Source organism: Acinetobacter sp. B-6, from assembly GCF_056930735.1.
The window spans coordinates 54,678-80,300 of record NZ_JBXPBY010000009.1; the positions used below are offsets into that span (position 1 = coordinate 54,678).

16 protein-coding genes, 1 tRNA gene, 1 pseudogene and 1 CRISPR repeat array are annotated in these 25,623 nt (G+C 36.5%); of the genes and pseudogenes, 15 read left to right on the forward strand and 3 right to left on the reverse strand.

Going from position 1 to position 25,623, the window contains the following annotated elements:
- Positions 1-106: 106 nt before the first annotated feature.
- From AC1Z3T_RS12330 to rpmE, 4 genes are all read left to right on the forward strand, one after another.
- Entirely contained in the window at positions 107-2,293 is a 2,187-nt protein-coding gene (locus AC1Z3T_RS12330; protein WP_100884988.1) for an AmpG family muropeptide MFS transporter, read from the forward strand.
- 311 nt (positions 2,294-2,604) lie between these two features.
- Positions 2,605-3,006, forward strand: a complete 402-nt coding sequence (gene gloA, locus AC1Z3T_RS12335) for a lactoylglutathione lyase (protein WP_004831214.1) — start codon at positions 2,605-2,607, stop codon at positions 3,004-3,006.
- 164 nt (positions 3,007-3,170) lie between these two features.
- Positions 3,171-4,151 (forward strand): bile acid:sodium symporter family protein, encoded by a 981-nt coding sequence (locus AC1Z3T_RS12340; RefSeq protein ID WP_004831213.1) that lies wholly within the window; start codon positions 3,171-3,173, stop codon positions 4,149-4,151.
- A 230-nt stretch (positions 4,152-4,381) separates the two neighbouring features.
- Positions 4,382-4,606 (forward strand): 50S ribosomal protein L31, encoded by a 225-nt coding sequence (rpmE, locus tag AC1Z3T_RS12345; protein ID WP_004831212.1) that lies wholly within the window; start codon positions 4,382-4,384, stop codon positions 4,604-4,606.
- A gap of 118 nt (positions 4,607-4,724) precedes the next feature.
- Here rpmE and AC1Z3T_RS12350 read toward each other — a convergent pair whose 3' ends face one another.
- Genes AC1Z3T_RS12350 through epmB form a run of 3 tightly spaced genes read right to left on the reverse strand, consistent with a single transcriptional unit; the run spans position 4,725 to position 9,729 of the window.
- Positions 4,725-6,962: an EAL domain-containing protein gene (locus tag AC1Z3T_RS12350; RefSeq protein WP_004831210.1), complete on the reverse strand. Its 2,238-nt coding sequence runs from the start codon at positions 6,960-6,962 to the stop codon at positions 4,725-4,727.
- On the reverse strand, positions 6,944-8,698 hold the full coding sequence (locus tag AC1Z3T_RS12355; RefSeq protein WP_004831209.1) for a hypothetical protein: 1,755 nt from the start codon (positions 8,696-8,698) through the stop codon (positions 6,944-6,946). The genes AC1Z3T_RS12350 and AC1Z3T_RS12355 overlap by 19 nt, the downstream gene beginning before the upstream one ends.
- A 14-nt stretch (positions 8,699-8,712) precedes the next feature.
- Complete coding sequence (epmB, locus tag AC1Z3T_RS12360; RefSeq protein ID WP_151752165.1) at positions 8,713-9,729, reverse strand: EF-P beta-lysylation protein EpmB; 1,017 nt, start codon at positions 9,727-9,729, stop codon at positions 8,713-8,715.
- Between the two features lie 404 nt (positions 9,730-10,133).
- On the opposite strand from epmB, the gene efp reads away from it, so the two are divergent.
- The 11 genes and pseudogenes from efp to AC1Z3T_RS12415 all read left to right on the forward strand — a co-directional run bounded on the left by efp (position 10,134) and on the right by AC1Z3T_RS12415 (position 25,521).
- Positions 10,134-10,703 carry an elongation factor P gene (gene efp / locus AC1Z3T_RS12365; RefSeq protein ID WP_004831207.1) on the forward strand — a complete coding sequence of 190 codons (570 nt, stop codon included), beginning with the start codon at positions 10,134-10,136 and terminating at the stop codon, positions 10,701-10,703.
- A gap of 372 nt (positions 10,704-11,075) precedes the next feature.
- Complete coding sequence (locus AC1Z3T_RS12370) at positions 11,076-13,178, forward strand: carbon starvation CstA family protein (RefSeq protein WP_004831205.1); 2,103 nt, start codon at positions 11,076-11,078, stop codon at positions 13,176-13,178.
- Between the two features lie 25 nt (positions 13,179-13,203).
- Positions 13,204-13,506, forward strand: a complete 303-nt coding sequence (locus AC1Z3T_RS12375) for a YbdD/YjiX family protein (protein WP_004831204.1) — start codon at positions 13,204-13,206, stop codon at positions 13,504-13,506.
- A 690-nt stretch (positions 13,507-14,196) separates the two neighbouring features.
- Positions 14,197-15,240: a 2-dehydropantoate 2-reductase gene (locus AC1Z3T_RS12380; RefSeq protein WP_100884990.1), complete on the forward strand. Its 1,044-nt coding sequence runs from the start codon at positions 14,197-14,199 to the stop codon at positions 15,238-15,240.
- Between the two features lie 164 nt (positions 15,241-15,404).
- Complete coding sequence (locus AC1Z3T_RS12385) at positions 15,405-16,364, forward strand: AAA family ATPase (protein ID WP_100884991.1); 960 nt, start codon at positions 15,405-15,407, stop codon at positions 16,362-16,364.
- A 13-nt stretch (positions 16,365-16,377) separates the two neighbouring features.
- On the forward strand, positions 16,378-17,286 hold the full coding sequence (locus AC1Z3T_RS12390; RefSeq protein ID WP_100884992.1) for a DUF58 domain-containing protein: 909 nt from the start codon (positions 16,378-16,380) through the stop codon (positions 17,284-17,286).
- Between the two features lie 9 nt (positions 17,287-17,295).
- Positions 17,296-19,311: a transglutaminase TgpA family protein gene (locus AC1Z3T_RS12395; RefSeq protein ID WP_100884993.1), complete on the forward strand. Its 2,016-nt coding sequence runs from the start codon at positions 17,296-17,298 to the stop codon at positions 19,309-19,311.
- A gap of 44 nt (positions 19,312-19,355) precedes the next feature.
- Positions 19,356-19,432, forward strand: a tRNA-Val gene (locus tag AC1Z3T_RS12400).
- 479 nt (positions 19,433-19,911) lie between these two features.
- A CRISPR array of direct repeats spans positions 19,912-20,239; the repeat unit is 28 nt; unit sequence GTTCACTACCGTATAGGTAGCTTAGAAA.
- Between the two features lie 296 nt (positions 20,240-20,535).
- Entirely contained in the window at positions 20,536-21,732 is a 1,197-nt protein-coding gene (locus AC1Z3T_RS12405) for a Fic family protein (protein WP_046759453.1), read from the forward strand.
- 344 nt (positions 21,733-22,076) lie between these two features.
- On the forward strand, positions 22,077-22,397 hold the full coding sequence (locus AC1Z3T_RS12410; protein ID WP_157811008.1) for a hypothetical protein: 321 nt from the start codon (positions 22,077-22,079) through the stop codon (positions 22,395-22,397).
- Positions 22,398-23,463: 1,066 nt separating this feature from the next.
- Positions 23,464-25,521, forward strand: a pseudogene (locus AC1Z3T_RS12415) (TonB-dependent receptor domain-containing protein).
- Positions 25,522-25,623: the final 102 nt, after the last annotated feature.

Below are 25,623 nucleotides of genomic sequence, written 5' to 3' on the forward strand. Positions count from 1 at the left end.
GCGGAAATATCTGTAAAAGGCGACCTTAGTTGCATAAAAGTGATTGAAACTCTAAGCATTAAAAGGTTGAATAGCATTATTTCATTTTTCAGAAAATAACAACGCAATGACAACGCAACTATCTCAGCAATCGTCTGAGCAGAATTCAACTGCGAAAAATGGATGGAAATCTGCTTTTGCTGCATTTTTAGACCGCCGCGCTGCAATCATGCTATTTCTTGGTTTTTCAGCAGGTATTCCGATTTTATTGATTTTTTCGAGTTTATCTCTATGGCTGGGAGAGGCTGGAATTGAAAAAAGTGCTGTTACTTTTTTTAGTTGGGCAGCTTTGGGCTATTCTTTTAAATTCGTTTGGGCGCCATTGATTGATGAACTGCCAGTACCTGTTTTAACGAAAAAATTGGGTCGTCGACGAGCTTGGCTGTTGATCGCACAATTACTGATTATTTGTGCAATTTGTATTATGGCATTTTCAGATCCAGCATTGGGTCAAAGTTATATTTACCAAATGGCTGTGGGTGCTGTATTGCTAGGGTTCTCCGCCGCAACCCAAGATATTGTTATTGATGCCTATCGAATCGAGTTAGCTGAAACTGAAATGCAAACTGTACTGGCATCCACCTATAACGCAGGTTACCGTTTGGGGATGATTGTTGCGGGTGCTGGTGCACTGTTTTTAGCTGCGTCATTAGGAACAGCAAAAGGCAATTATATTTATGAGGCATGGAAATACACATATTTAACGATGGCTGTTGTCATGGTTGTGGGGTTAATAACCACACTTTTGATCCGTGAACCACAGGTTGACCGTGTTGATAAGCACTATAAGAATATTGATTATTATCGCCTGGTTCTTGTATTTGTTTTAGCGGTTGCAAGCTTTGTATGTTTTTATATTTATTCAGATGACCTCATTCAATACCTGCAATCAATTTGGAAAATTGAAGATAGTTTTCTTAAATTTTTAATGGAAGCTGTACGGTTTTTGGGATCAGGTGCTGGTGCTGTATTTGTTGCATCTGTGTTGATTCGATTGGGGGTTGTCAATCAACAGATGGCTTATGAAACATGGGTGAATCCGATCGCAGACTTTTTTAAACGTTATGGTTTAAAGTTGGCATTGGTTTTATTGTTGCTCATTGGTTTTTATCGAATTTCAGACATTATTGCAGGCGTTATTTCAAACGTTTTTTATCAAGATCTCAACTTTACCAAAGAACAAATTGCTGAAGCTGTTAAAATATATGGTGTAATTTTTAGCTTACTGGGTGGTTTTCTTGGTGGATTACTTGCACAACGTATGAACATTATGAAATTAATGTTTGTTGGAGCGGTTCTGGCAAGTTCAACTAACTTGATTTTTATTGGTTTGGTGAAGTCTGGCGCGCCGATGCAAGCGGTTCAAATCCATGTTGCTGATAAAACTTTTCAAGCAACGCCTGATGAGGTGGGGTACTGGAAAGTCACAATACCAAGCCAAGATTTGGTTCAAACTAAAACATTACGTATTGATGCCGCTCTAGCAGATCAAACAGTAGCTCAGCAATATACAGTGCCTTATTTAATTGACAATGGTACTGCCCAAATCAAATTATTTCCAGTCACTAGCGATAATAACTTAACTGCTGCCGAGTCCAAGCAAAGTATTGTGATTAAAGGTCAAACAGTTGGGTTGAATCTTACTGATCTCCAAGAAGATAAACCGATTACTTTAAAACTGGATGCTAAAACTTATCCTGCTAAACTGGATAAAGATGGTTTGTTTAGTGGGACGATCGATGGAAAAGATTTACAAGCATCAGCATCTAAAACGATCATTGCAGTTGTCAATTATAAAAATCCAAAAACATCGCTTTACACAGATCAGCGCTATCAATTGACTGAGAAAAAAGCAGATATTGACGTTGATATTCAACCTGTCCCTGTGGTGAAAGCAGATACCAATACATCTGTTGAAATTAAAGGTAAGGTGATTGAGCAATATAGCTCAGGATGGTTGTATTTTGCGATTGTGGTGGATAATTTAGCTTCAGGGTTAGCAGGTGCTGCCTTTATTGCATTCCTGTCTAGTTTAACGAGTGTGTCATTCACTGCTGTTCAATATGCAATTTTTAGTTCGTTAATGACCTTAACGCCTAAAATATTAGGTGGATATTCTGGAACCATTGTGACCAATATTGGCTATCCAAAATTTTTCTTAATGACCACCTTAATTGGTATCCCAATTTTATTGTTGGTATTGTGGGTGGCAAAGTTATTAAGAGAACATCAATTAAGAGAGACGCAAGATTAAAACGATTTATTTTCATTGCTCAATTTGATGGAATGTTTTGGAAAATGACCTATTTTATCGTGAAGATAAAATAGGTTTTTTTATCGAGATTGACAAATCGAAAGTGAAAGGCAATTTATACCGTATGGAAGTTAGAATAAAGGGTCAAAGCAAAACTTCATTTGAGGCTGGACTCCGTAAAAAAGTCAGTTTGTGGTCAAACTTCATTCATCTGATATGTGCTTTAATCTTGCCAAATAGGTAAAAATTGAAATATCGAACAGTATTGCCTATATTGACAGGCAATATCTGATTTAACAGGACAATCAATCATGCGCATGCTACATACCATGTTACGCGTAGGCAATTTAGAACAGTCTTTGGCGTTCTACACTGAAGTTCTCGGTATGACATTACTTCGTAAACGTGACTATGAAGAAGGGCGTTTTACCCTTGCTTTTGTCGGTTATGGTGATGAAGAGCATAATACTGTATTGGAACTCACCCATAACTGGGACACTGCAAGCTATGAGTTAGGCAATGCTTATGGACATATTGCGATTGGTGTTGAAGATGCATATAAAGCATGTGAAGAGATTAAAGCACGTGGTGGAAATGTCGTGCGTGAGGCTGGACCAATGAAAGGAGGAGTAACTGTAATAGCCTTTGTTGAAGATCCAGATGGCTATAAAATTGAATTAATCCAACAAGATCAAAATGCAAGAAACAATTAATCACCTAACAGTGTGTTAAATTAAGTTGATATGTGTCGTAAATAAATAGTGAACATTTAGCCAAATTAGTAGCTTTATTTTTGGAGCTCAGTAAGATTGAATTTTACCTCAAAGTAAAATTAAACTACTGAGCTTTTTCATATTTTAAATACAGGAAGTTGCTTATGAAAATGTTGAAACTATTGGCATTAGATCGCTTTACGATACTGTTGGTAGCAATGGTGCTTTTAGCTTCATTTTTACCCATTTCAGGTCAAGCAGCCGCTATTTTTGGTAAAGTTACCACCATCGCAATTGCAGTTTTGTTTTTTTTACATGGGGCAAAGCTATCTCGTGAAGCTGTGGTTGAAGGTATTCTGCACTGGAAATTACATGCTTTGGTCTTTGCGATCACATTTATTGTATTTCCTGTATTGGGATTGATGGCTAAACCCGTACTTGAACCTTTATTGGGTCAACAATTGTATTGGGGCTTTCTGTTCATGTGCTTTTTACCATCCACGGTGCAATCATCCATTGCATTTACTTCGGTGGCAAAAGGTAATGTGGCGGCAGCAGTATGTAGTGCATCATTTTCAAATTTAATCGGGATGTTTATTACTCCAATTTTAGTCAGCTTGTTTATATTTGGACAATCGAAGCACAATTACGATCCAACTTCATCGATCATTGAAATTACCTTATTGCTGTTGGTGCCTTTTATTCTTGGACAGGTTTTGCGTCCTTATGTATTTCCTTTAATGCAAAAAATGCCAAAAATTGTCAAAGTTTTTGACCAAGGTTCTATTTTAATGGTGGTGTACGGCGCATTCAGTGGGGCAGTTGTTGCGGGGCTATGGCATCAAGTCAGCTTAACGACATTAATCTATTTGGTATTGGCTTGCTCGGTTTTATTGACTGCAATTATGCTATTAGCCTTATACATTCCAAAGTGGTTGGGCTTTAGTCAGGCAGATCAAATCTCTATTTTCTTCTGTGGTTCGAAGAAAACTCTCGCCAGTGGTGTACCGATGGCACAAATTTTATTTATTGGTCAACCCTTAGGTATGATCGTATTGCCAATCATGATTTTTCATCAGATTCAGTTAATGGTCTGTGGAGTCATTGCAAACTATTGGTCTAAACAGCAACATTCAGGCGAGTAAATTTAATCAAATTGTTGAAAATAGATCGCAATCGAAATATTTATCACGTATAATGTTGCCCACTTGTTGTGCTTAGCTCTGACACTTATAGTCTCGGTGGGCCAAAAGAAATGGTCTGTTGTGGTGTTAACCTGCTGAAGATGTTCAGCCTTCCTCAAAGCTTTTTTAGATGTTTGAGAGTGGTTAATTGCGATGACAGCTAAACCTTTCTTAACTTAGGAGAATCGACCATGCGTGCCGATATTCACCCAAAATACGAAAAATTAGTTGCTACTTGTTCATGTGGTAACGTTATCGAAACTCGTTCTGCTTTAGGTAAAGAAACGATTTACCTAGACGTATGTTCAGCTTGCCATCCATTCTATACTGGTAAACAGAAGAATGTTGATACTGGCGGTCGTATCGATAAGTTCAAACAACGTTTTGCTGGTATGTCACGCTCTGTTAAGCGTTAATACGACAAAACATAAAAAACGGGCTTTTGCCCGTTTTTTTGTGTCTATGATCAATGAAAGATTGATGTATAAAAGATTGAGTATTGAACCCTTATACTCAATCTTAAATAAGCATTATTTATTGATCTTGAACATCGGTTAGATGATCAAGTTTTTTCTGGAAATATTCACCTTGTAAGAATCGAACATCAACATTCCAAGCATTTGCGAATAAACTCATATCATTTAGGTTTTTGAGCAGCATTTCCACAGGTTTAATGGTTTGATACTTTTCAAGTGTCTGCTGAAATTGAGCCATGGTCGTATCACTATTTAGCTTCTGTGTGAATTTCTCATCCAGTGTTAATAAACTGACATCTAACTGTTTTAATATCGTTTCGCTGGAAATGCTTGAGCCAAAGCGACGGATTGAAATCTCAGCACCGTGGTCGCGTAGAATTGCAAATTGCTTTTGTGTCTCGAGAATACTTTTTGCAATGTCTTCTTCGTCAAACTGTAGAATCAATGGATGTGATTGACGGCTGCCAACAATGGTTAGGAGTTTAGAAATAAGCTCTGGAAATTGCTTATCGTGGAATAATACATGCCGATTCAAATTAACAATTAATTTTGCTTGTGGATATTGAGTAATAAAGTTATGAAGTTGCTTGCAGGCTTCAACTAAAATCCAGCGATCAAGTTTAATAGATAGTTCAATATCGTCATCGAGTTCAATTAAATTGCTGACTTTTTTCCATTGATTTTCAAAAATAAAACCACTGGTGACTTCATAAGTATTAAGACTACTATCATGTTTATCATAAAGCTGTTGATATTTAAGCTGAATTTCACCTTTATCGAGAGATTGCATGATCTGTTCTAAGATCGGTGCATTTTTGAAAATTGGTTTGGTTTGTATATCTTGGGCAGCAGTATCTTGATGTGTTGGTGCAGGATCTGGCTGCGGCTTTGGCTCTAATTGAAGTGAGTTGCGTTCAAGTTGAAGTGGTTCTACAGGAGTTGAAGCAGGTTCAACTAAAGACAATTCAATTTTAGTATCTTGTAATGTTGCTGTTAATTGTTGTTCAGAAACAGAGCCTTTTTTGCTTAGACGATGATCATAGGCTTGTTCTAAAACATCACTAAAGTTGCTTTCATTAAAGCTATTTTGTTGAATGTTGGTATAACCAATTTTGATGCTTAATGGATAAGTTGTTCCATTAATTTCAAGTAATTGAGGTTTTTCTAAAGCTTGTAGACCATGAATACGTGACTCTAAAATGGCATCTGATTCTGCTTGTAAAATCACCGCATATAGCAACATGTCAATTTGATAGACTGTTGTATTGGTCTGTTCTTTAATAAAACTTTTAAAGCCATCTAAATACTGAATCGCAGTTTTCCAATTGGATAACAAAATATGATCAGGACAAGCTGCAAAACTAAATAATATCAGGGCATTGGCATTGGCGGGTTGATTAATCAAAGCATATTGGATTTGTTGCAAACTGCTGACGACAGGGCTAATCGCTTTTTTACTCGATTCGCTGGATTGAGTAGATGTTTTTTGAGAGACAGAATGCGTTTCAATGGTAATTTGAATACAATCCTCTTCATTGGAAGGAAGAAATTCAATCTTCAAAGGATTTTCAGATTTGGCATTTTTATTGAGTGTATCGATTTCAAAACGGGCTAAATCAAATTGTCCTTGGGAAATCTTTTTAAAACGTTGTTTGAAATCGTTGATATTTTGAGGTTGTAAAATATCCAATAAAGGTAAGCCAATGATTTCATTTTCATCTTTTAGACCGAATAATTTTAGATATTCATCATTGGCTTGAGTGTGAATACCTTCTTGAATCAGTGCGACAGCTTTATGTTGTTCTTCCACCAAAGCTTGTGCCTGATTTTTTGCACTTTCAAGATCTGTCAATAAATGTTGCTTGCTTTGTAGTGTGCGGCTATAGGAGAGTGCTCTAATTAAACTGATATAAAAACGTTCAGTATATTCTAGGTTTACAACATCATAGATACCTTTTTGTATATATGATTGATATTGGTTATGTTGATAATCTTCAGGTTTTAGCAATAAAACAGGGATATCAATTTCCGCAGAAGCCTGAATAAGGGTGACCGCTTGCTCAATCTTAATATCGTAAGCGCGACCAAAAATAATTAAATCCCACGATGTATTAAGTTGTTTTTCAAAGCTTTTTAATTCATCAAGCAAAATAGCTTGTACTTGATGATTTTTGCTTTGAAATAAACTGATAATTTCATTATAGCGAATTTGATTGTCATCAATAATAAGTAATCTAGTTTCCGAGAGTTTTAATTTTTTCGATAATAATAAATTTCTCACTTTAAAGCTTCCCATACATCTTGATTATTCAAATTGGTTGATTGGAGTTGAATGAATTGTTCAATACGATGATTTTCTTCATCATTGATCAACTCAAATTCAAACTGAACAAAACTTTGGGTAATTAACAACGTTTTCGTTAAATACACCTTAATTTCATCAGTATCTAAACGCAGATAAATTGCTTGCTGTTCTTTAAAAAAAGGTAAGTTTGGCAAAATAATTGAAGTATTTGATTCATTTAGATTTGGTACCTGTACCATGAGACAAGGATGATAATTAATCGTTGAGCGATCAGCAGGAACCTTTACTGCACAAGGGTAGATGTCCTGTGCTAAAACCTCTAAACCGACTTCATAGGTTTTCTGGATCGATTGTTTAATCCAGCGGATGATTGCACCTTTCCATTTATTGTTCAGGCTTTCATTGATCAAGATAAATTCCCCCGTTCTTAGATTTCGAGGGGCTTCATTTGACCAGCGAATACGATAACCGTTGACACTAATATCGAGTACTTGTGCTTGATAAATTTGTTTGGCTTCTCGGTCCAAACTTTTAATCTGACTTAAATTAGATCCTGTACTTGAACCTGTCGAAATAGAGGAATGAATATTTGATTCCGACTGAAAAGCATAATTGTTATTGAGGTTGAGGGTTTCATAGAAATTTTTAGCTTTAGATAGATAAAAATGTGCTGTTTGTAAACTAAAGCAGATTTGCAGTTGAGCTGAGTATTCATAACGTTCATGGCGACGCTCAATGGTTGTTCCTAATACATTTTGTACATGAAACTTTAAGGCAGCTGATAAATAAATCTGCTCATTCTTCGATAAATATTCAGTTTCTTTATGGATAGTTAAATTAATATGTTCAAGTAAATTTTGCGTGGAAATATATAAGGATGTATGAAAGTTTGCATGTTGTTTGCGGTTATAGATCGGTGGTATATCTTTAGAACCATCAACAATATAACGAGAAAGACTGGTTTCTCTTGGTAAGATTTGGACCAATTTCACCCAGTCAAATGTACATTGATATAATGCCTGAGTTTCAGATGGGCGAATTTGATGCGTATTGAAAATATCCAACAGTAAAACTTGTGCATAGGCTTGTTGGATATTATGAATAGTAAAATGTGTACCTTGTAGCTGATTGATATTTATACTGAATTCTTGGTTTTTAACAGCGAGCTCATATAAATGGTGTGTAGTAAGCCATTGATGGGTTAAAGGACCGCTATAAATCATTTGTTGCTGAACAAGCAACAAACCCAATTGTTCTAATGCATAAAATGTTGCCAAAGTCCGAGCAGTTTGCAAATTTCTCTTTTGTTTAAAATTAAAAAATGAGAATTTACTCGATGTTAATGTTTGATGGCTTCTTTGCACGATGTTGATGTAAACATTGGCAAAATAGGTACGAATTCTGGAAGATAAATCAATGATATGCTCAATTCGATCTGTTTGAGAAAGCCCTTGATTCAGAATACTTTTTTCTAAACTGGATAGAATGCTTTCTGTAATCGGGTGCAACACCTGAATAAGGTCAAAACGGAGCATTTCACTACAGTTTAGCTCTGCAATTTCACAAATCGCATTTAAAACAGACTCAGAAGTGTCGCCCAATTGCATGATTGAGAGCGTTGCCACCCATGCGCTCACAGAATCTACAGAGGGATTTGCAAAACTTAAACTTTCTCGTTGTAGAACCGTGATATTTTGAAAAATTTCAGAAATTTCTTTATTTATCATGAGCGTTTCAACTCTTAAAAGGTTGTGACTCCAAACAGCGGTGTTTTATTATTTTCTCCCGCAACTTCTCGAACCAGTTTTGGGACTAGATATCCAGGTAAGCTGGCTAATACATCCTTGTAGATCTGATCAATTTTTTCTGCCCCCAAATCAAAATGATACGCACCTTTGACCTTATCTAAAACGTGTAAATAGTAAGGTAAAACTTGTGCTTCAAAAAGTCGCTGACTTAAATCAACGAGTGTTTGTGCAGAATCATTCACACCTTTAAGTAAAACGGCTTGATTCAACACAAGAATATTTTGTTTTGCCAAGTGAGCAAGTTTTGAACAGGTCAAATTATCGAGTTCAGCTGGATGATTTGAGTGTACCACTAGAATCACACGTAGCCTACTGTTTTTCAATAAAGAAACCAGCTCTTCATCGATTCTTTCAGGAATAACAATAGGAACTCGTGAATGAATTCTCAGGATTTTAATTTGACTGAGAGATGCTAGACGTTCTAACCAGAGTGCCAGTTTGCGATTTGATAAGGTTAGGGGATCCCCCCCACTTAAAATCACTTCATTAATTTCTGGATGTTGCTCTAAATAGTTTTTAATATTCAGCCAATCATCGTTTTTAGGTAGATTTTCTTGATATGGAAAATGTCTACGGAAGCAATAACGGCAGTGAACTGCACAAGCACCTGTTAAGGTCAATAAAAAACGTGATCTATATTTATGTAAAACACCTGGAATTTGATTTGCCTGTTCCTCACCCAATGGATCCGTTACAAAACCTTCATGTTCTTCAAGTTCAAGATGATGGGGGAGTACCTGTAAAAGTAGGGGGTCTAACGGATTGCCTTTTTCCATTTTCGCAACAAACGCTCGAGGTACACGTAATTTAAATTGAGCAGTCGCAAGAATTGCACCAGACAATAATTGTTCTTTCGACAACGTGAGAAGTTCAAGTAATTCGAGTGGATCAGTCACTAAATCACTGAGTTGAGATTGCCAATTTTGCTCTTGATATAAATAATTTAACATGCCACGTGCGATAAATAGTCAATGGAGGAGAGAAGGGTTCAAATGTCTATTCAGATTAAATCTGTCAGATTGGACATAATAACATTGTGAGCTGTATCTAAATCTATACAGCTGATTCATTACATCGGACCGAAAGGAGAGTCAATCAGTACAAAAAAACAATGAATCGGAGATTTTACCCTCAATCTGACAGAACATGGGTAATTTTTCATTGCTTCACGACGTATTGCTCATTTAGAATACGAAAAATGTATAATACATTCTTTATTGTTGAGAGTGATCATTCTGGGTGTGTTGGCAATTCAGCGATTTTGAAGTGTTAAATAGACCCGATTACAAATCAGATGATTTGTTGATCGCATGACATTAGAGATTTAAATTAGTAAGTTTGGAGTGTGCCTTTCATGGCCTATTATTCTACAAATGATTTCAAAGCTGGCCTAAAGGTTATGCTTGATGGTAACCCATGTTCAATCATGGAAAACGAATATGTAAAACCAGGTAAAGGTCAAGCGTTCAACCGTGTAAAATTACGTAACCTTAAATCTGGTAAAGTATTAGAAAAAACTTTCAAATCAGGTGATTCATTAGAAGCTGCTGACATCGTTGAAGTTGAAATGGATTACCTTTACAACGATGGTGAAATGTGGAACTTCATGGATCCTGTATCTTTCGAGCAAATTGCTGCTGATAAAGTTGCGATGGGTGATGCTGCGAAATGGTTAAAAGATGATTCAAATGAAAAATGTACCATTATGCTGTTTAATGGTGTGCCATTAACAGTAAGCCCGCCTAACTTTGTGGTGTTGAAAATCGTTGAAACTGATCCAGGTGTACGTGGTGATACTTCTGGTGGTGGCGGTAAACCAGCGAAGCTTGAAACAGGTGCTGTGGTACGTGTTCCATTATTCGTACAGCAAGAAGAAAGCGTTCGTGTAGATACCCGTACAGGTGACTACTTAGAGCGTGCTTAATCATTTTTCAATGATGATGCGAGGGATGATGAAAATCATCCTTTTTTTGTTTTTAATTTGAGTTGAGCTAGGGGCATTGACAGTAGCGAGTTATGGATAAATTTCCGACTAAAGTCGTAGATCGACTGAGAATAATTAATAGTAGAGTCGAATAGTCGGAATATGACAAGAATGATAAAAATAACATTGTAATAGTTTAAGTCATTGTGATGTCATGCTAATAGTACATATTCAAACCAGTTTTACATCCAAAGTCTTAGATGAAAACAAAAAAATGAGGAGTAGAGTCACCAGGGAAAGAGTCACACGGAAATGCATTACGCTTTATAAAAACAATGGAACTGCTTTTTGTAATCAAGATGTGAGGTTTTAATGGAAAATATTCAGACAAAGTCATCGCCCTTATCAAAGTTGGTCTGGGTGATTGTCGCCATAATTGGTGCAGTATCTTTTGGAATACTCGCAGTCAGTAAAGGTGAGCATGTCAATGCTGTTTGGTTGGTGCTTGCTGCAGTGTGTGTGTATAGCATTGCATATCGTTTTTATAGTTTATTTATCGCCAATAAAGTTTTTGAGCTCAATCCGAGACGGTTAACCCCTGCACATCGTTTAGCTGATGGTCTGGATTATGTGCCAACCAATAAGTATGTGCTTTTTGGTCACCATTTTGCAGCAATCGCAGGCGCAGGTCCATTAGTTGGACCTATTCTTGCCGCTCAAATGGGCTACCTACCAGGAACAATTTGGCTTTTAGTCGGAGTGGTCTTGGCGGGTGCTGTTCAGGATTTCTTGGTGCTATTTATCTCAACACGTCGCGATGGACGTTCATTGGGGGAGATGGCAAAGCAAGAACTTGGCTCATTTGCTGGTGTTGTGGTGATGCTGGGTGCATTGGGGGTGATGATCATTATCCTTGCTGTACTGGCATTGGTTGTGGTTAAAGCGCTTGCACACAGTCCGTGGGGCGTATTCAGTATTGCAGCAACCATACCGATCGCCTTGTTCATGGGGGTATATATGCGTTACATCCGCCCTGGACGAATTGCAGAAGTGTCGATTATTGGCTTTGTTTTGATGATGGCTGCAATTGTGTATGGCGGTAATGTTGCTGCTGACCCTTATTGGGGACCATTCTTTACTTTAACTGGGACTCAACTGACTTGGGCACTGATCATTTACGGATTTGTAGCTTCAGTATTACCTGTTTGGTTGCTATTGGCGCCACGTGATTACTTATCAACTTTCTTAAAAATTGGTGTAATTGCAGGTTTGGCAGTGGGTATCATTGTTGCCATGCCGATGTTAAAAATGCCTTCTGTAACGCATTTTGTTGATGGTACTGGTCCTGTTTTTGCTGGATCAATGTTCCCATTCTTATTTATTACCATTGCCTGTGGTGCGATTTCAGGCTTTCATGCCTTAGTTTCTTCAGGGACTACACCTAAACTGGTAGATAACGAAGTCAATATTCGTGTTATTGGTTATGGCGGCATGCTCATGGAATCATTTGTCGCGATTATGGCAATGATTTGTGCAACTGTACTTGAGCCTGGTGTTTACTTTGCGATTAATGCGCCTGCAGCAGTATTGGGTACAACTGTAGAAAGTGCCGCAGAAGCAGTACGTAATCTTGGTTTCGTAGTGACGCCAGAAACATTAAGTCTACTGGCTAAAGAAGTAGGCGAAAGTACCATTCTTTCTCGTACTGGTGGTGCACCAACATTTGCAATTGGTATGGCACATATCATCACGGATATTTTTAATAATCGTTCGATGATGGCGTTCTGGTATCATTTTGCGATTTTATTTGAAGCATTGTTCATTTTGACTGCGGTTGATGCGGGTACGCGTGCTTGTCGTTTTATGGTTCAGGATACCGTGGGTATAGTTGTTCCTGCACTTAAAAATTCACATAACTTCTTTGGAAACATGATTGGTACAGCGGTGGCGGTTGCTGGCTGGGGCTTCTTTGTGTATCAGGGTGTTGTTGATCCGCTGGGTGGTATCAATAGCTTGTGGCCTTTATTTGGTATTGGTAACCAAATGCTCGCTGCTATGGCGCTTATTCTTGGTACGGTCATTCTATTTAAAATGAAAAAAGAAAAGTATGTGTGGGTCACGATTGTACCTACAGTTTTCTTATTCATTACTTGTATGACAGCGGGTTGGCAAAAAATATTCCATTCAAATCCAAAGATTGGTTTCTTGGCACAAGCAGATAAATTCTCAGCGGCAATTGCTCAGGGTGAAATTTTAAAACCTGCAAAAACACTTGAAGAGATGCAAACGATTGTTTTATCGAATCAGATCAATGCAGCATTGTGTGCATTCTTTATGATTGTTGCGGTCGTAATGCTGGTTGCCGCTATTGGGGTAATTCGCCGTGCATTGGCAAGTCCAACACCAACAGTTAATGAAGCGCCTGCAGTATATGCTGACCCTGAAGAAACTGTTGTCACGTCTGCAAAGCATTAATTGACTTATAAGTGAGGTGAGTAAGATGAATCTTAAATTCGCCAAAGGTGGTAAGACGGTAATTTATAAAATCATCAAAATGACCATCATGTCGCAAAAGGATCTAATTTTTAATCCTAAGAATTGGTCAAGAATTGCAACATTGTGGACACGCTTACAGCAGAGTTTTCGTTTGATGGTTGGTGTACCAGATTATCAAAACTATTTGGAGCATATGAAAAAGCATCATCCTGATATGGATGCAATGGATGAGAAGACTTTTCATCGTTACTGTGTAGATGCTCGTTATCCGAGTGCTGGTGGTACGATGAAAAAGTGTCCATGTTGAGATGAGTGTCTAATCACATGGAACAGTACTTTGATGCTGTTTTGAATGGTAGTTAAAACGGTACTTCGGTGCCGTTTTTCATTGGGTAGTGATTTAGTTAAGGTATAGTCAATCTGATGAAAAATTCATACAGTAAAATATCATTTCTCTTAATTATTAAAATTAAAGCGATCAATAAATTATTTGATGAGCCAAAGCTTGCACTGCCACGCTTTACTTCTAAAGTCTAAATTGTTATGCGTAGGCGACACTTTACTTTTCAGAGATGAAAAGTAACGAAAATCTTTCGTTTAACAGGGATCTTGCGCTGTAAACAAAGCAGTGCTTTGTTTTTGCTCACATACCCCCGCTCAACATAGCGACATCCATGTCGCCTCACGATAGCAAGTCCTTCTATGATTCAAAAGGGCGAAGTAAATGAATGATCAAAATCTTCTAGTGGGTGTAAATATTATTAAATATTAATTATTTATAGTGGTATATTTGTATGAATTATTAGACGGTTTAACTATATTCGCTATCATTTTTATTCCGCGGGCTTAGGTAAATTGTGATTGCAAAGCGTTATTGTAAATTGCCATGAAATAAACATTATGAATTGTCGGATAGCGGACAGTTCATTTCGCTTATCTCAGATAAAATGTTTAATTAGAAAAATGACAGAAATATATTGGTTAAAGGGATTTTGAGATGAAGATTTGTATTTATGGTGCGGGAAGTATTGGGTGTTATATTGGTGGTCGATTGGTTGCATCAGGTGTAGACGTTACATTTATGACCCGTCCACGCATGTATGATGAATTATCCAAATCTGGTTTGAAACTTACGGATTATTTAGGGAATAACTTATCTATACCTGCAAATGAACTAAAATTATCACAAGATCCGAGTATTGCTTTAGATGCTGATATTATTTTTGTCTGTGTTAAATCAGCGGCAACTGAACAAGTCGCCAAAGCGCTTCAGAAAATATTCGTTCAAAGTAATGCTGGTCTTAAGCACAGACCTTATATCCTGAGCTTTCAAAATGGATTAAGTAATGTTGCTGTACTTAAACAGTTTTTACCAGATATGACAATCTTAGCGGGGATGGTTCCTTTTAATGTGGCTGCCTTGGGATCTGGACATTTTCATCAAGGTACATCAGGGGCAATTCATGTCAAAAACTTTTCCAAACAACAAGATTTAGCCCAACTTTTTCATAAATCGCAATTAGATATTGTATTTGATCAGGACATGCTTGCTGTGCAGTGGGCAAAAGTTTTACTTAACTTAAATAATTCTATTAATGCCTTATCAAAATTACCTTTAAAAGCACAATTATCGAATCTGCAATATCGTCAATGTCTCGCAATGGCGCAACAAGAAGCACTTGATTTACTTGATTTGGCGCAGATCAAGCCTGCTAAGTTGACTGCAATTTCTGCACATTTGCTTCCTAAAATCATGAGTCTGCCGAATATTTTATTTAAAATATTAAGTCGTAAAATGCTGAAAATTGATCCGTTGGCACGTTCGTCTATGCAAGATGATTTGATTGCAGGGCGAAGCACTGAAGTTGATTGGATTAACGGTGAGGTGGTGAAGTTAGCACATCGACTCAACACCCAAGCACCCATCAATCAATTGCTCATTGAATTGATTAAGCAAGCTGAGGTTTCAGATATTGAATTTTCAATGAGTGCAGATGATTTAAAATCAAGATTAAACCATGCTCAAAATAGATTTGTATGAACACATAATTTAGCCCCTAAATTAATCTTTAAAGAATGATAAGAATCGGTTTTTAGTCAAAATAAACCAAGTGGTGAAATTCATGAATTGTTGCACTTTGAGTATCCCTTAAAAACGTGTATGTTAATCAAATTACTTAAAAAATTACGATTGGGGAAAATAAGGTGATTTGGGGAACAACACAAGGAAATACACTGCAACAGAATTCCGAATTAAGTGATTTAGACTTATCACGTTATTATCCGAAGGTTGATGAGTTCTTAGTGCAAATTAACCAAATCATTTTAGATAAACAGCAACAAACAAAACTTGCCTTGTGTAGTTTATTGGCTGGAGGGCATTTGCTCTTTGAAGATTTGCCAGGCTTAGGTAAAACGACTTTAGCCAGCAGTTTGTCTCGTTTAGCAGGGCTTGATTTTCAACGAATTCAATTTACCAATGATATGCTGGCCAGTGATGTGATTGGGATTAATATGTTTAATCAAAAAGAACATCAATTTGAATTTAAGTATGGACCTATTTTTACTCAAATATTACTTGCGGATGAAATCAATCGTTGCAGTCCAAAAACCCAAAGTGCATTGTTGGAAGCAATGGAAGAGGGCAATGTCACAGTGGATGGTGTCCGTTATACACTGCCACAGCCATTTTGGGTGATTGCAACACAAAACCCACTTTTTCAAAGTGGTACATATAGCCTACCTGAATCTCAGTTAGACCGCTTTCTAATGCGGTTATCCTTGGGTTATCCATCACGTTCAGCAGAAAAATTACTTTTACAACAACATTCTCGTCATGACTTAATTGAAAATTTACAATCCATTTTTAAACAAGAAGAGATTCTGCAATTACAATGTATGGTTAATAACATTGCAATTAATGATTTGGTTTTTGACTATATACTTGATTTAGCAGAAGAAACCAGAAAGGGACGTCATGGGTTGTCTACGCGTGGTGTATTGGCATTGAAAAAGGCTGCTCAAGCGCATGCATTTATTGAAAAAAGATCATTTGTAATTGCAGATGATGTACAAGCCGTTTTTGTTGCAGTTACTTCGCATCGTATAGGATTAGGTGAGTCTGAAACTTTAGCTTTGATGCAAAAAGTTCCTGTTCAAGGTTAATTGGGATTTGACCATGTTTGCTAAAAGATTCGTGCAATGGTTGCATCAAAGATTTCGTTATACAGGTATACGCACACTCAAACAAAATGAAGTCTTAGTCTTTATATACCAACAAGGCTTCCTCTATCTTGTGCTTATTTTGATCACATTTATTGCGGGAATTAACTATGCAAATAACTTAATTTTAGGTTTTTGCTTTTTAATAAGTGCCATTTTGTGTATTAGTTTTTATTTGAGTTTTAAACAATTGCATGGTGTGACAATAGAAGTCATTGTTGATGAAGTTGGTAAGGTTAATGAAGCTTTTAAAGTCACCGTGATTTTGCAACAACATCATGCAAGCCCGAAGTTTTTAAATTTTAAATTCGATGATCAATTACTACCTTTGTTATTTCAGGATAAACAACAGCGTGTTGAATTAAATTTTATCCCGCAAAAGCGTGGCAAATTTTCAATTCCTCCGATTCAGATTTATTCAACTTACCCATTAGGCTTAGTTCGAGCATGGACTTACATTTATCTGACCCATGATTATTGGATAGCCCCTGAAGCTAAGCAGGGTGTTCAATATTCACATATTCAGGCGAATACGGGTGAACCTGATTTGGACGAGTTTAAAGAGTTAAGAAATTTTAAAATTGGTGATTCATTACAAAGTATTTCATGGAAGCAGGCTGCTCGAGGACAAGGACTTTTTGTGAAGCAGTTTGAAGATTTACTCGATACCCACGCCATGCAAATTGAATATGCAAAAATGCCCAGTGCAGATCATGAAGAAAAACTCAGTTTAATGATGGAATTGGTTGATCGTTGCGAACAAGTACAATCACCTTATTGTATTATTTTACCGCATGCTCAGACTGAAAATGGTGTAGGGGAGCAGCATTATATTCATATCAAAACTTTGTTGGCACAAGCTTGAGGGTTGGACATGAATAAATCGATCCAAATTTCAATTTTAGTTGCCTTAAGTTTGATTTGGTTGGCACAACTTGCTTATATGCCAATTGCCTTGTCGATATTGTTCTTGGTGAATATCCTCGGTTTAGGGGGGTATTATCATAAAATAAATACTCATCAAACACTCAATGTTCCTCGATTTTTGTTGCAAGCGCCGAAGCTATTATTTGCATTTTTTGCCTTATTAATTATCTATCTGCACACTCAAACATTTTTAGGCGTAGAAGCTGGAACTGCCGTACTTTCTACATTCTTATTTGCCAAAGCATTAGAAACCAAGTCTAAGCGTGACTATATTATCTTGTTTAATTTTGCTTTGTTTGTGAGTGCAAGTTTATTTTTACATAGCCAATCTTTTGCAATGGCTGTTTTAGTATTGTGCTGCTTAATCAGTTGCTTGGTTGGATTGTACCGCGTACAGACAGCCAATTTTGAAATTGCACAGCCTGTTTTACAATCTCTTAAAAACGACTCTTTACATATTGTTAAGTTTATTGGTTTGGCTTTACCCTTTTTTATTTTGCTATTTTTGTTTTTTCCACGCTTGCCTCCACTTTGGCAAATTCCGATTCCCAATAATCAAGCGGTGACAGGATTGAGTGATCGGATGTCTCCTGGAGATATTGCATCATTGTCGCAATCGAGTGCTTTGGCTTTTCGAATTATTGGAGACATGAAACAGTTTCCAAGCCGCAATGAGTTATATTGGCGAGCGATGGTATTGGATCGTTATGATGGTACAACTTGGACAAGTGATTTAAGCAATAAGCAGAGTAAATCTTATTCCAAAATAACGGGGCAAGTGGATGGTTTTCATTATCAGTATTTAGCCAGTGATCCAAGTCAGCAGTGGATCACGGGTTTAGAAAAATCTATACCGATAGAACAACGTTTTGAACTACATCAAGACTGGTCTATTACACCGAAACGGCTTGTACAACGGGTACAACCCATCGAATTGCAATGGATTGGTCAGCGTATACAGGATGTTCAAGCACCAGCGTTTGAACAATTGATGCTTAAAAATAATCTAAAATATCCTAAAAATCGTGATCTACAAGCGCAGAAGTTTGCAGTGAGTATGTTTCGTCAAAGCCAAGAAAACCCTGATATCTATATTCAAAATATTTTAAACTGGTATAAAAAAGAGAATTTTGTTTACACGCTGGCTCCGGGGAAATTGGGGAATCACCGAATTGATGAGTTTTTATTTCAATCAAAACAGGGTTTTTGTGAACACTATGCTTCAAGCTTTGTTTTGCTTATGCGTTATGTCGGAATACCTGCTAGGGTTGTCACAGGTTATCAGGGCGGAGAACTTGCACCTGACGGAAAAAGTTGGGAAGTACGTCAGTTAGATGCTCATGCATGGACAGAAGTGTATCAACAAGGACAATGGCGTCGAATTGATCCTACAGCCATCATTGCGCCGATGCGAATAGATCAGGGAATGCAAACGACCATAGATGGCAATGCAGCGATTTTTGGGGATGCAGCTTATTCAAATTTACGTTTTCAGCATTCATCCGTATTGAGAACATTAAGAGTCTGGAGTGACTACGCAAGTTTTCAATGGCAAAGCAAAGTCGTGGGTTATGATGCGGAAAAGCAAAGTGGGTGGATGAAAAAACTGGGGCTCACTTCAGTCTATAGTTATGGACTAGTTTTAATTTTTGGAATCATTGGATTGTTACTGATTTACTGGGGAGTGACAAAACTTTTTCGAGTGCGTCAGATGTCTGAACTTGAGCGCTTGGTTTTTAAATTTAATCAGCAGTTACCTGAGCTAAATCAAAAAGCACAATTTGAAACTTTTCAACAATGGATGTCTCGTTTAGCAAGTCAGGTTGAAGAAAAAAGTTCCTTTGAACAGGCAAATCAAGTTTTTCAAAAAATCACGTATTTAGCTAATGAAAATCAACAAGATATTCAAAAAATTAAGAAATTGCTTAAAGAGTGTTCGAATGCGTTAAAAGCTAAAAAATAAGTCTTGTCATATTGCTGAAAAATGAATAATATTCTCAGCACTTCAGGTGTATAGCTCAGTTGGTTAGAGCGCTACGTTGACATCGTAGAGGTCTCCAGTTCGAGTCTGGATATACCTACCAAGATTTTTAAAGGGTTTACGAGTATTTTCAAAGACTTGTAAGCCTTTTTTTTATGGTTAGAATTTTGTTGTTTTGACTAGATTTATCAAAAAATCATAGAAATAATTACTAGACTTCACCAAGAATGCACCAAGATGAGGATGAATGAAGTTACCAAAACCGATTAAACGTGGTGAAGTTTGTTTTACTAAGAAAATAACGAAATATAAGATTTCTTCATTCTCTAATGATAAAGTAAATGAATGACATTAAAAATATGTGTGAATATTGGAAAATCTTTTACTGATAAGATAAAAGTAGTTGATTTTGAATATAGGCTTAGTTAATCAAACAAATATTCTAAAAATTTACCCCAATATTTTTTAGTTCTTTAACAACTTAATAAAATCAATAAGTTATAATTGTAAGTAAAAACTTGGGTCATTTGATGATTTTTAAGTTTAACTTACTGTTATTATTTTTTTTGTTTTAAAATTACAGTTCACTACCGCATAGGTAGCTTAGAAAAAAATCTACAATGATGCCCACGGAATAAAAGAGTTCACTACCGCATAGGTAGCTTAGAAAATATGATTCGCAATCTTGGCTTCTGTTTTACTGTTCACTACCGTATAGGTAGCTTAGAAAAGATGGGATGGCTAATACTGCTGCTGTTGGAAGTTCACTACCGTATAGGTAGCTTAGAAAGCAACAATTGCAGGTTGTAAATCAGTCGTAAAGTTCACTACCGTATAGGTAGCTTAGAAAATTTCATTCAAAATTTTGCAGGCAAAGTACAGGTTCACTACCGTATAGGTAGCTTAGAAAGATGTTTGGACATGGTAAGTTAAGCGCAACAAGGTTCACTAGTGCATAGTAGCTTAGAAAAAATGGTCTGTAGTACGGGTGATACTGGGGTAACTTAACGAACTTAAAATTAATTGGATATAGGTTTAATGTGACTGGAAAAGTCTAATCAATTGAAAAATTTCGATATTATGTTTAAAACAAAATTTGACAAAATGAGCGACATAATCTTTGACATTATTACAATTAAAATTTGACTAAATTTATGATTTATAATAATAATGTTTTGACATTTTATTTGACAAAAAATTGACAAAATGCCTGATCAAAGTAAAGTTTGGCTAGATGACACAACTTTAAGAGTCATGACGTACAAGTCCGGCTCTTTTACCTTTCAGCTTGGGTTTGACTTAGAGCAGGTTACACCTATGCTTGATCGTGTAAACGATGCACAGAATAGATTTAATAAAATGCCAAGTTTGCCTCAAATTATAGATCAAGTACAAGAAAAGGTTTTAGCGAGTAGTATTTATAGTACAAATACCATTGAAGGTGGTCAATTTACAGAGCAAGAGACGAAGGAAATTTTAAGACTAGATCCTAAGACAATACAAAAGACCGAGGAGCGTCGTCTCACCAATCTTAAAGAGGCAATAGATTGGATCAAACAGTTCAGTCAAAAAAAATTACAACCTAAAGAGGGTCAAAGTATATCCTTAATGTCCGTCATTAAGTTACATAGTCTGGTATCGCAAAATCTAGAAGAACAACATAATCCAGCAGGGCAGTTTAGGAATAATCAGCCTAACCAAAAAACAGTGGTAGGTAATAGCGAACATGGTGGTACATATCGTCCACCAAAATGTATTGAAGATATTGAGTATCTTATAATAGCTTGGATTGAATGGTTAAATAGCCCGAATGTGATTAATCAGCCCGCTATTATCCGTGCTTGTTTAGCACATTATTACTTTGAATTGATTCATCCATTTTGGGATGGTAACGGACGAACAGGTCGTTTAATTGAAATGTTACTGCTTGAACAATCAGGCTATCGATTTAGTTCGTCAGCGATATGGGCATATTATCAAATCAATATTCATGAGTATTTTGCTTTGTTTAATGCATGTCGAAAAGCTGCTGATAGAAAAGAATCTTCAGCCAATCAATCTTTTATTGAGTTTGTGCTAAAAGGGATGTTTGAGACCATTAATAATTTACATGATCAAAGTAATGGATTAATCGGCTTTTTGTTATATCAAACAGCTTTAAATGATGCCAAGTTTAGTAAACGGATCTCAGATAGGCAATTTAATTTAATTCAAACAATTATGTTTGTAAGAGGACAGACGAAAAAGTTTTTTAACCAAGCTGAGTTATATCGAATACCACAAATCCAAGTTTTATATACAGGTAAAACAGAACGTACTTTTTATCGTGATATTGCTAGATTGGTTGAGCTAAACTTTTTAGATGATCAAGATGGATTGATTGTTGTTGGCGAGTCAGTTTAAATATGATGAGTTTATAAATTGCTTGGCAATATTTTATAAATCTTTTGCAACTGAGGCAAAAGTAGGAAAATTTGGATTGTATAGATTTTAGTGAAACAGAAGATAATTCTAAAATTTTACCCCAATATTTTTTAACTCTTTAACAACTGAATAAAATCAATAAATTATAATCGTAAATAGAAACTTGGGTCATTTGATGATTTTTAGGTTTAACTTACTGTTATTATTTTATTTTTTGTTTTAAAGTTATAGTTTACTACTGTATAGGTAGCTTAGAAATGTTTGACGGTTAATTCGAACACCACCCTCAAGTTTACTACTGTATAGGTAGCTTAGAAATGTTTATGGGGACGTTACTTGGGATGGTGAGAGTTTACTACCGTATAGGTAGCTTAGAAAAAACCGCATCATCTTCTTGCTCAAAACGTAAAGTTTACTACCTTATAGGTAGCTTAGAAAATCTAGAAATGAGTAATCAAGCTGGTCAGATTGTTTACTACCGCATAGGTAGCTTAGAAATGAATATAAAAATGAATTTGCGGCTGCTGTTGGTTCACTACCGTAGAGGTAGCTTAGAAAAAGATTTCTTCATTCGTAATTTGAATTGTTCAAAATTTGATTTATATTCATTTCTGTTTTATTATTTGCTTGGAGACGCCGAGTAGCGGTAACTACCCGACGCATTCTGTTAGTGAGCTGATTGAGAAATCAACAACAATAACAGAATGACAACGATGATTAGACAAAAGCGCATCGTAAACCTCCAAGGATTAATGTAACGAAACACCGTTACAGGTCACCCTAGCCCCAATGACTAGGGCACGTTACTGTAACACAACAAAAAGCGCCCATGGGCGCTTTTTGTTGTTTAAAGAGATGAGGTTAACTACATCCTATCCAGCGTTTGTCTTCTTCTTCAATTACCATATTCACTTTTTCACTTCAATTCAGCGCGATCATTTATTTTATCTGTTTGGTACACTGAGAGACGTCAAGAGAACACCTTCCGTATAACTTGATCATTCTCTAACAAGCATTCACTACCATATAGGTAGCTTAGAAACCTTACCAAAGCGATATAAGCCATCGCACCGAGTTCACTACCGTATAGGTAGCTTAGAAAATTGTGGTAAAAATTAACTTAAATATGATTTTGTTCACTACCGTATAGGTAGCTTAGAAAAGATTACGAGTTCTTGTTCTGATCGGGGCAGGGTTCACTACCGCATAGGTAGCTTAGAAAAATATGAAAGGTGGAGAATGTAGTCAGGGTGTGTTCACTACCGCATAGGTCGCTTAAAAATTATGCGTTGTAACGCGCATTTTCATACGTTGGTTCACTACCGCATAGGCAGCTTAGAAAATAAATTGCAATCGCAATTTCAAGCAGTAAAAGTTCACTACCGTATAGGTAGCTTAGAAATTTATTTACAGCTTGATCAGCCTTTGTCGCATGTTCACTACCGCATAGGTAGCTTAGAAATTGCTAACATTTTGAATTGCCGAAAAGTCTGAGTTCACTACCGTATAAATCCCTTAAAAATATAAACGCCTTAACATCTTAGCTAAATTTAGAAAATTACAAACGATATGGAATAATTTTTATAGTAAATAAAATATGATAATTTAAATGATAATTATTTGCATTATTAATTGCATTTGAATATTTGGTAAAATACAATGTGCAACAATTCTTACACAATCCCTCCGTAATTTAAGTTGCGTATTAACATGAATAAACAATTAACACTTCCAGCACTATCTCTCTCCATACTCTCAGCAATGTCAATTTCAACATATGCAAACGAGACTTCAGAAGACTCCTCCAAGCTTAAAACGATTGTCGTTACAGCAAGTAGTCAGGCGGTCGATGTTAAAGAGGCACCAGCTAGTATTAGTGTGATTACCAGTGAAGATATAGAAAAACAACCGGTGGGTAGTCTTGGCGAGTTATTAAGTAAAGTACCTGGGGTTACTGGTGGAATTAGTCCTACCAAAGAAGGATCTAAAATTAAACTACGCGGTTTACCTGACAATTACACACTGATTCTCGTGGATGGTAAACGTATCGGTTCTTCCCGTGATGTCAGTTATCGTCCAGATTTAGGACGTCAGGATTTAAACTGGATAACTCCAGATATGATTGAAAGAATTGAAGTTGTACGAGGACCAATGTCTTGATTGTATGGCTCAGATGCAATGGGTGGTGTCATTAATATCATCACCAAAAAAATCCCAAGTGTTTGGGGTGGCAATGTCACACTAAATTATACTCAACCTACAACGTCTGCAGATTTAGGTACGACTTTACAAACAGGTGTGATGGCTGCTGGTCCATTGACGGATACACTCGGATTACGACTAACCGCAGGAATGACTGAACGAGAAGCAGATAAAAAATATAAAGCGGGTGATGGTACAACAGGTTCTAAAGATCAAAACTATAATGCAATGTTGCACTATCAGCCAACAGACAAACAGTCATTTAGTTTTGAAGCAGGGCACAGCATTCAAAAGAATGAGAAAGGTTCGCAAATCAATCAAACTACGGGAGCTGAACAAACCACAAGTTGGGGTGCTGCAGAATTAGAACACAATACATTCACCATTTCGCATCAGGGTGACTGGGCGATTGGTCAATCTAAATTAAGTGCCTATTACAATGATTATGATTCGAGTGTAGGTGAACTTACGACTAAATCAAACGAAATGATTGTTGAAGGTAGTTTAACCATGCCATTTGAAGCAGTGTTTAAGCAGGCTTTAACTGTTGGGGGGCAATGGAAACGACAAGAATTGACCAATTCAGATACCATAGGAACATTACCAGGTGGAAGTTGGGATGGAAAAGGTTATAGTGACCCCAAAGTAGAAAATAAGAACTGGGCATTATTCTTTGAAGATAATATTTCACTGCTAGACAATTTGACTTTCACTGTTGGTAACCGTTTAGATCATGATGATAAATATGGAACTCATCATAGTCCACGTGGATATTTAGTTTATAGTCCAACTGATGACCTTGTTATTAAAGGTGGCGTTGCAAAAGGTTTCCGTGCACCCACGGTAAAAGAGTCTTCTCCAGGTGGTGCGACTCAATCAGGAGGGAATGGTTGTAATGGATTGAAAGGTCAAGTTTGGTATGACGAAAAGGGAGCGCCTCACACTTATGTAAGTGGGGGCTGTTATATGACAGGTAATCCAAACTTAAAGCCTGAAGAAAGTACAAACTATGAGATTGGTGTGAACTATACTGGCTTTGGAACAGACTTGGGGTTGATGTTCTTCCATACAGATTTTAAAAATAAAATCGCTTATTCTCCACTCGGTTATTTTTATGGAAATTGGTTTACGCGTAATGAAAATATACAAAGCGCAGTAACGCGTGGTATCGAGATGGTGGCAAATTTTCCAGTCCTTGATAATTTAAAATGGAATAATAATGCCACCTATTTCTTAAAAGCAAAAAATGAAGACACAGGTGCAAATCTAATCAATACATCAAAATTAACAATAAACTCAGCATTGAATTGGCAAGCATCAGACCCATTAAATGTTGAATTGTCTGCACAATATTTAGGTAAGCAATATTTAAGTGATAAGACAGCGACACCGACAATGCAAAAACCACACACCATTGTAAATTTAGCCAGTAATTATAGCGTAAATGATAAATTAACACTTCGTGGCGGTTTAACTAACTTATTAGATAAGAAGTTATCTAATGGTTCAGATAATTATTTGGTTGAGCGTCAAAAAATATTTGTTGGTGCAACCTATAAGTTCTAGTCGATACATCGAATTATTAAGCTGAGTATACTCTTTCTAGAAATGAATTAATAAAACCACCCTCGGGTGGTTTTTAAATAGGTGCTTAAAAGGAATGAATAA

What these genes read in the sequence shown, in the direction of transcription:
- AC1Z3T_RS12395 (WP_100884993.1), top strand. Translation starts at nt 17,296, where the DNA reads ATGAATAAATCGATCCAAATTTCAATTTTAGTTGCCTTAAGTTTGATT.
- AC1Z3T_RS12330 (WP_100884988.1), top strand. Translation starts at nt 107, where the DNA reads ATGACAACGCAACTATCTCAGCAATCGTCTGAGCAGAATTCAACTGCG.
- epmB (WP_151752165.1), bottom strand. Translation starts at nt 9,729, where the DNA reads ATGTTAAATTATTTATATCAAGAGCAAAATTGGCAATCTCAACTCAGT.
- AC1Z3T_RS12350 (WP_004831210.1), bottom strand. Translation starts at nt 6,962, where the DNA reads ATGGGAAGCTTTAAAGTGAGAAATTTATTATTATCGAAAAAATTAAAA.
- AC1Z3T_RS12370 (WP_004831205.1), top strand. Translation starts at nt 11,076, where the DNA reads ATGGAAAATATTCAGACAAAGTCATCGCCCTTATCAAAGTTGGTCTGG.
- AC1Z3T_RS12390 (WP_100884992.1), top strand. Translation starts at nt 16,378, where the DNA reads ATGTTTGCTAAAAGATTCGTGCAATGGTTGCATCAAAGATTTCGTTAT.
- efp (WP_004831207.1), top strand. Translation starts at nt 10,134, where the DNA reads ATGGCCTATTATTCTACAAATGATTTCAAAGCTGGCCTAAAGGTTATG.
- AC1Z3T_RS12375 (WP_004831204.1), top strand. Translation starts at nt 13,204, where the DNA reads ATGAATCTTAAATTCGCCAAAGGTGGTAAGACGGTAATTTATAAAATC.
- gloA (WP_004831214.1), top strand. Translation starts at nt 2,605, where the DNA reads ATGCGCATGCTACATACCATGTTACGCGTAGGCAATTTAGAACAGTCT.
- AC1Z3T_RS12380 (WP_100884990.1), top strand. Translation starts at nt 14,197, where the DNA reads ATGAAGATTTGTATTTATGGTGCGGGAAGTATTGGGTGTTATATTGGT.
- AC1Z3T_RS12410 (WP_157811008.1), top strand. Translation starts at nt 22,077, where the DNA reads ATGGGGACGTTACTTGGGATGGTGAGAGTTTACTACCGTATAGGTAGC.
- AC1Z3T_RS12405 (WP_046759453.1), top strand. Translation starts at nt 20,536, where the DNA reads ATGCCTGATCAAAGTAAAGTTTGGCTAGATGACACAACTTTAAGAGTC.
- rpmE (WP_004831212.1), top strand. Translation starts at nt 4,382, where the DNA reads ATGCGTGCCGATATTCACCCAAAATACGAAAAATTAGTTGCTACTTGT.
- AC1Z3T_RS12340 (WP_004831213.1), top strand. Translation starts at nt 3,171, where the DNA reads ATGAAAATGTTGAAACTATTGGCATTAGATCGCTTTACGATACTGTTG.
- AC1Z3T_RS12355 (WP_004831209.1), bottom strand. Translation starts at nt 8,698, where the DNA reads ATGATAAATAAAGAAATTTCTGAAATTTTTCAAAATATCACGGTTCTA.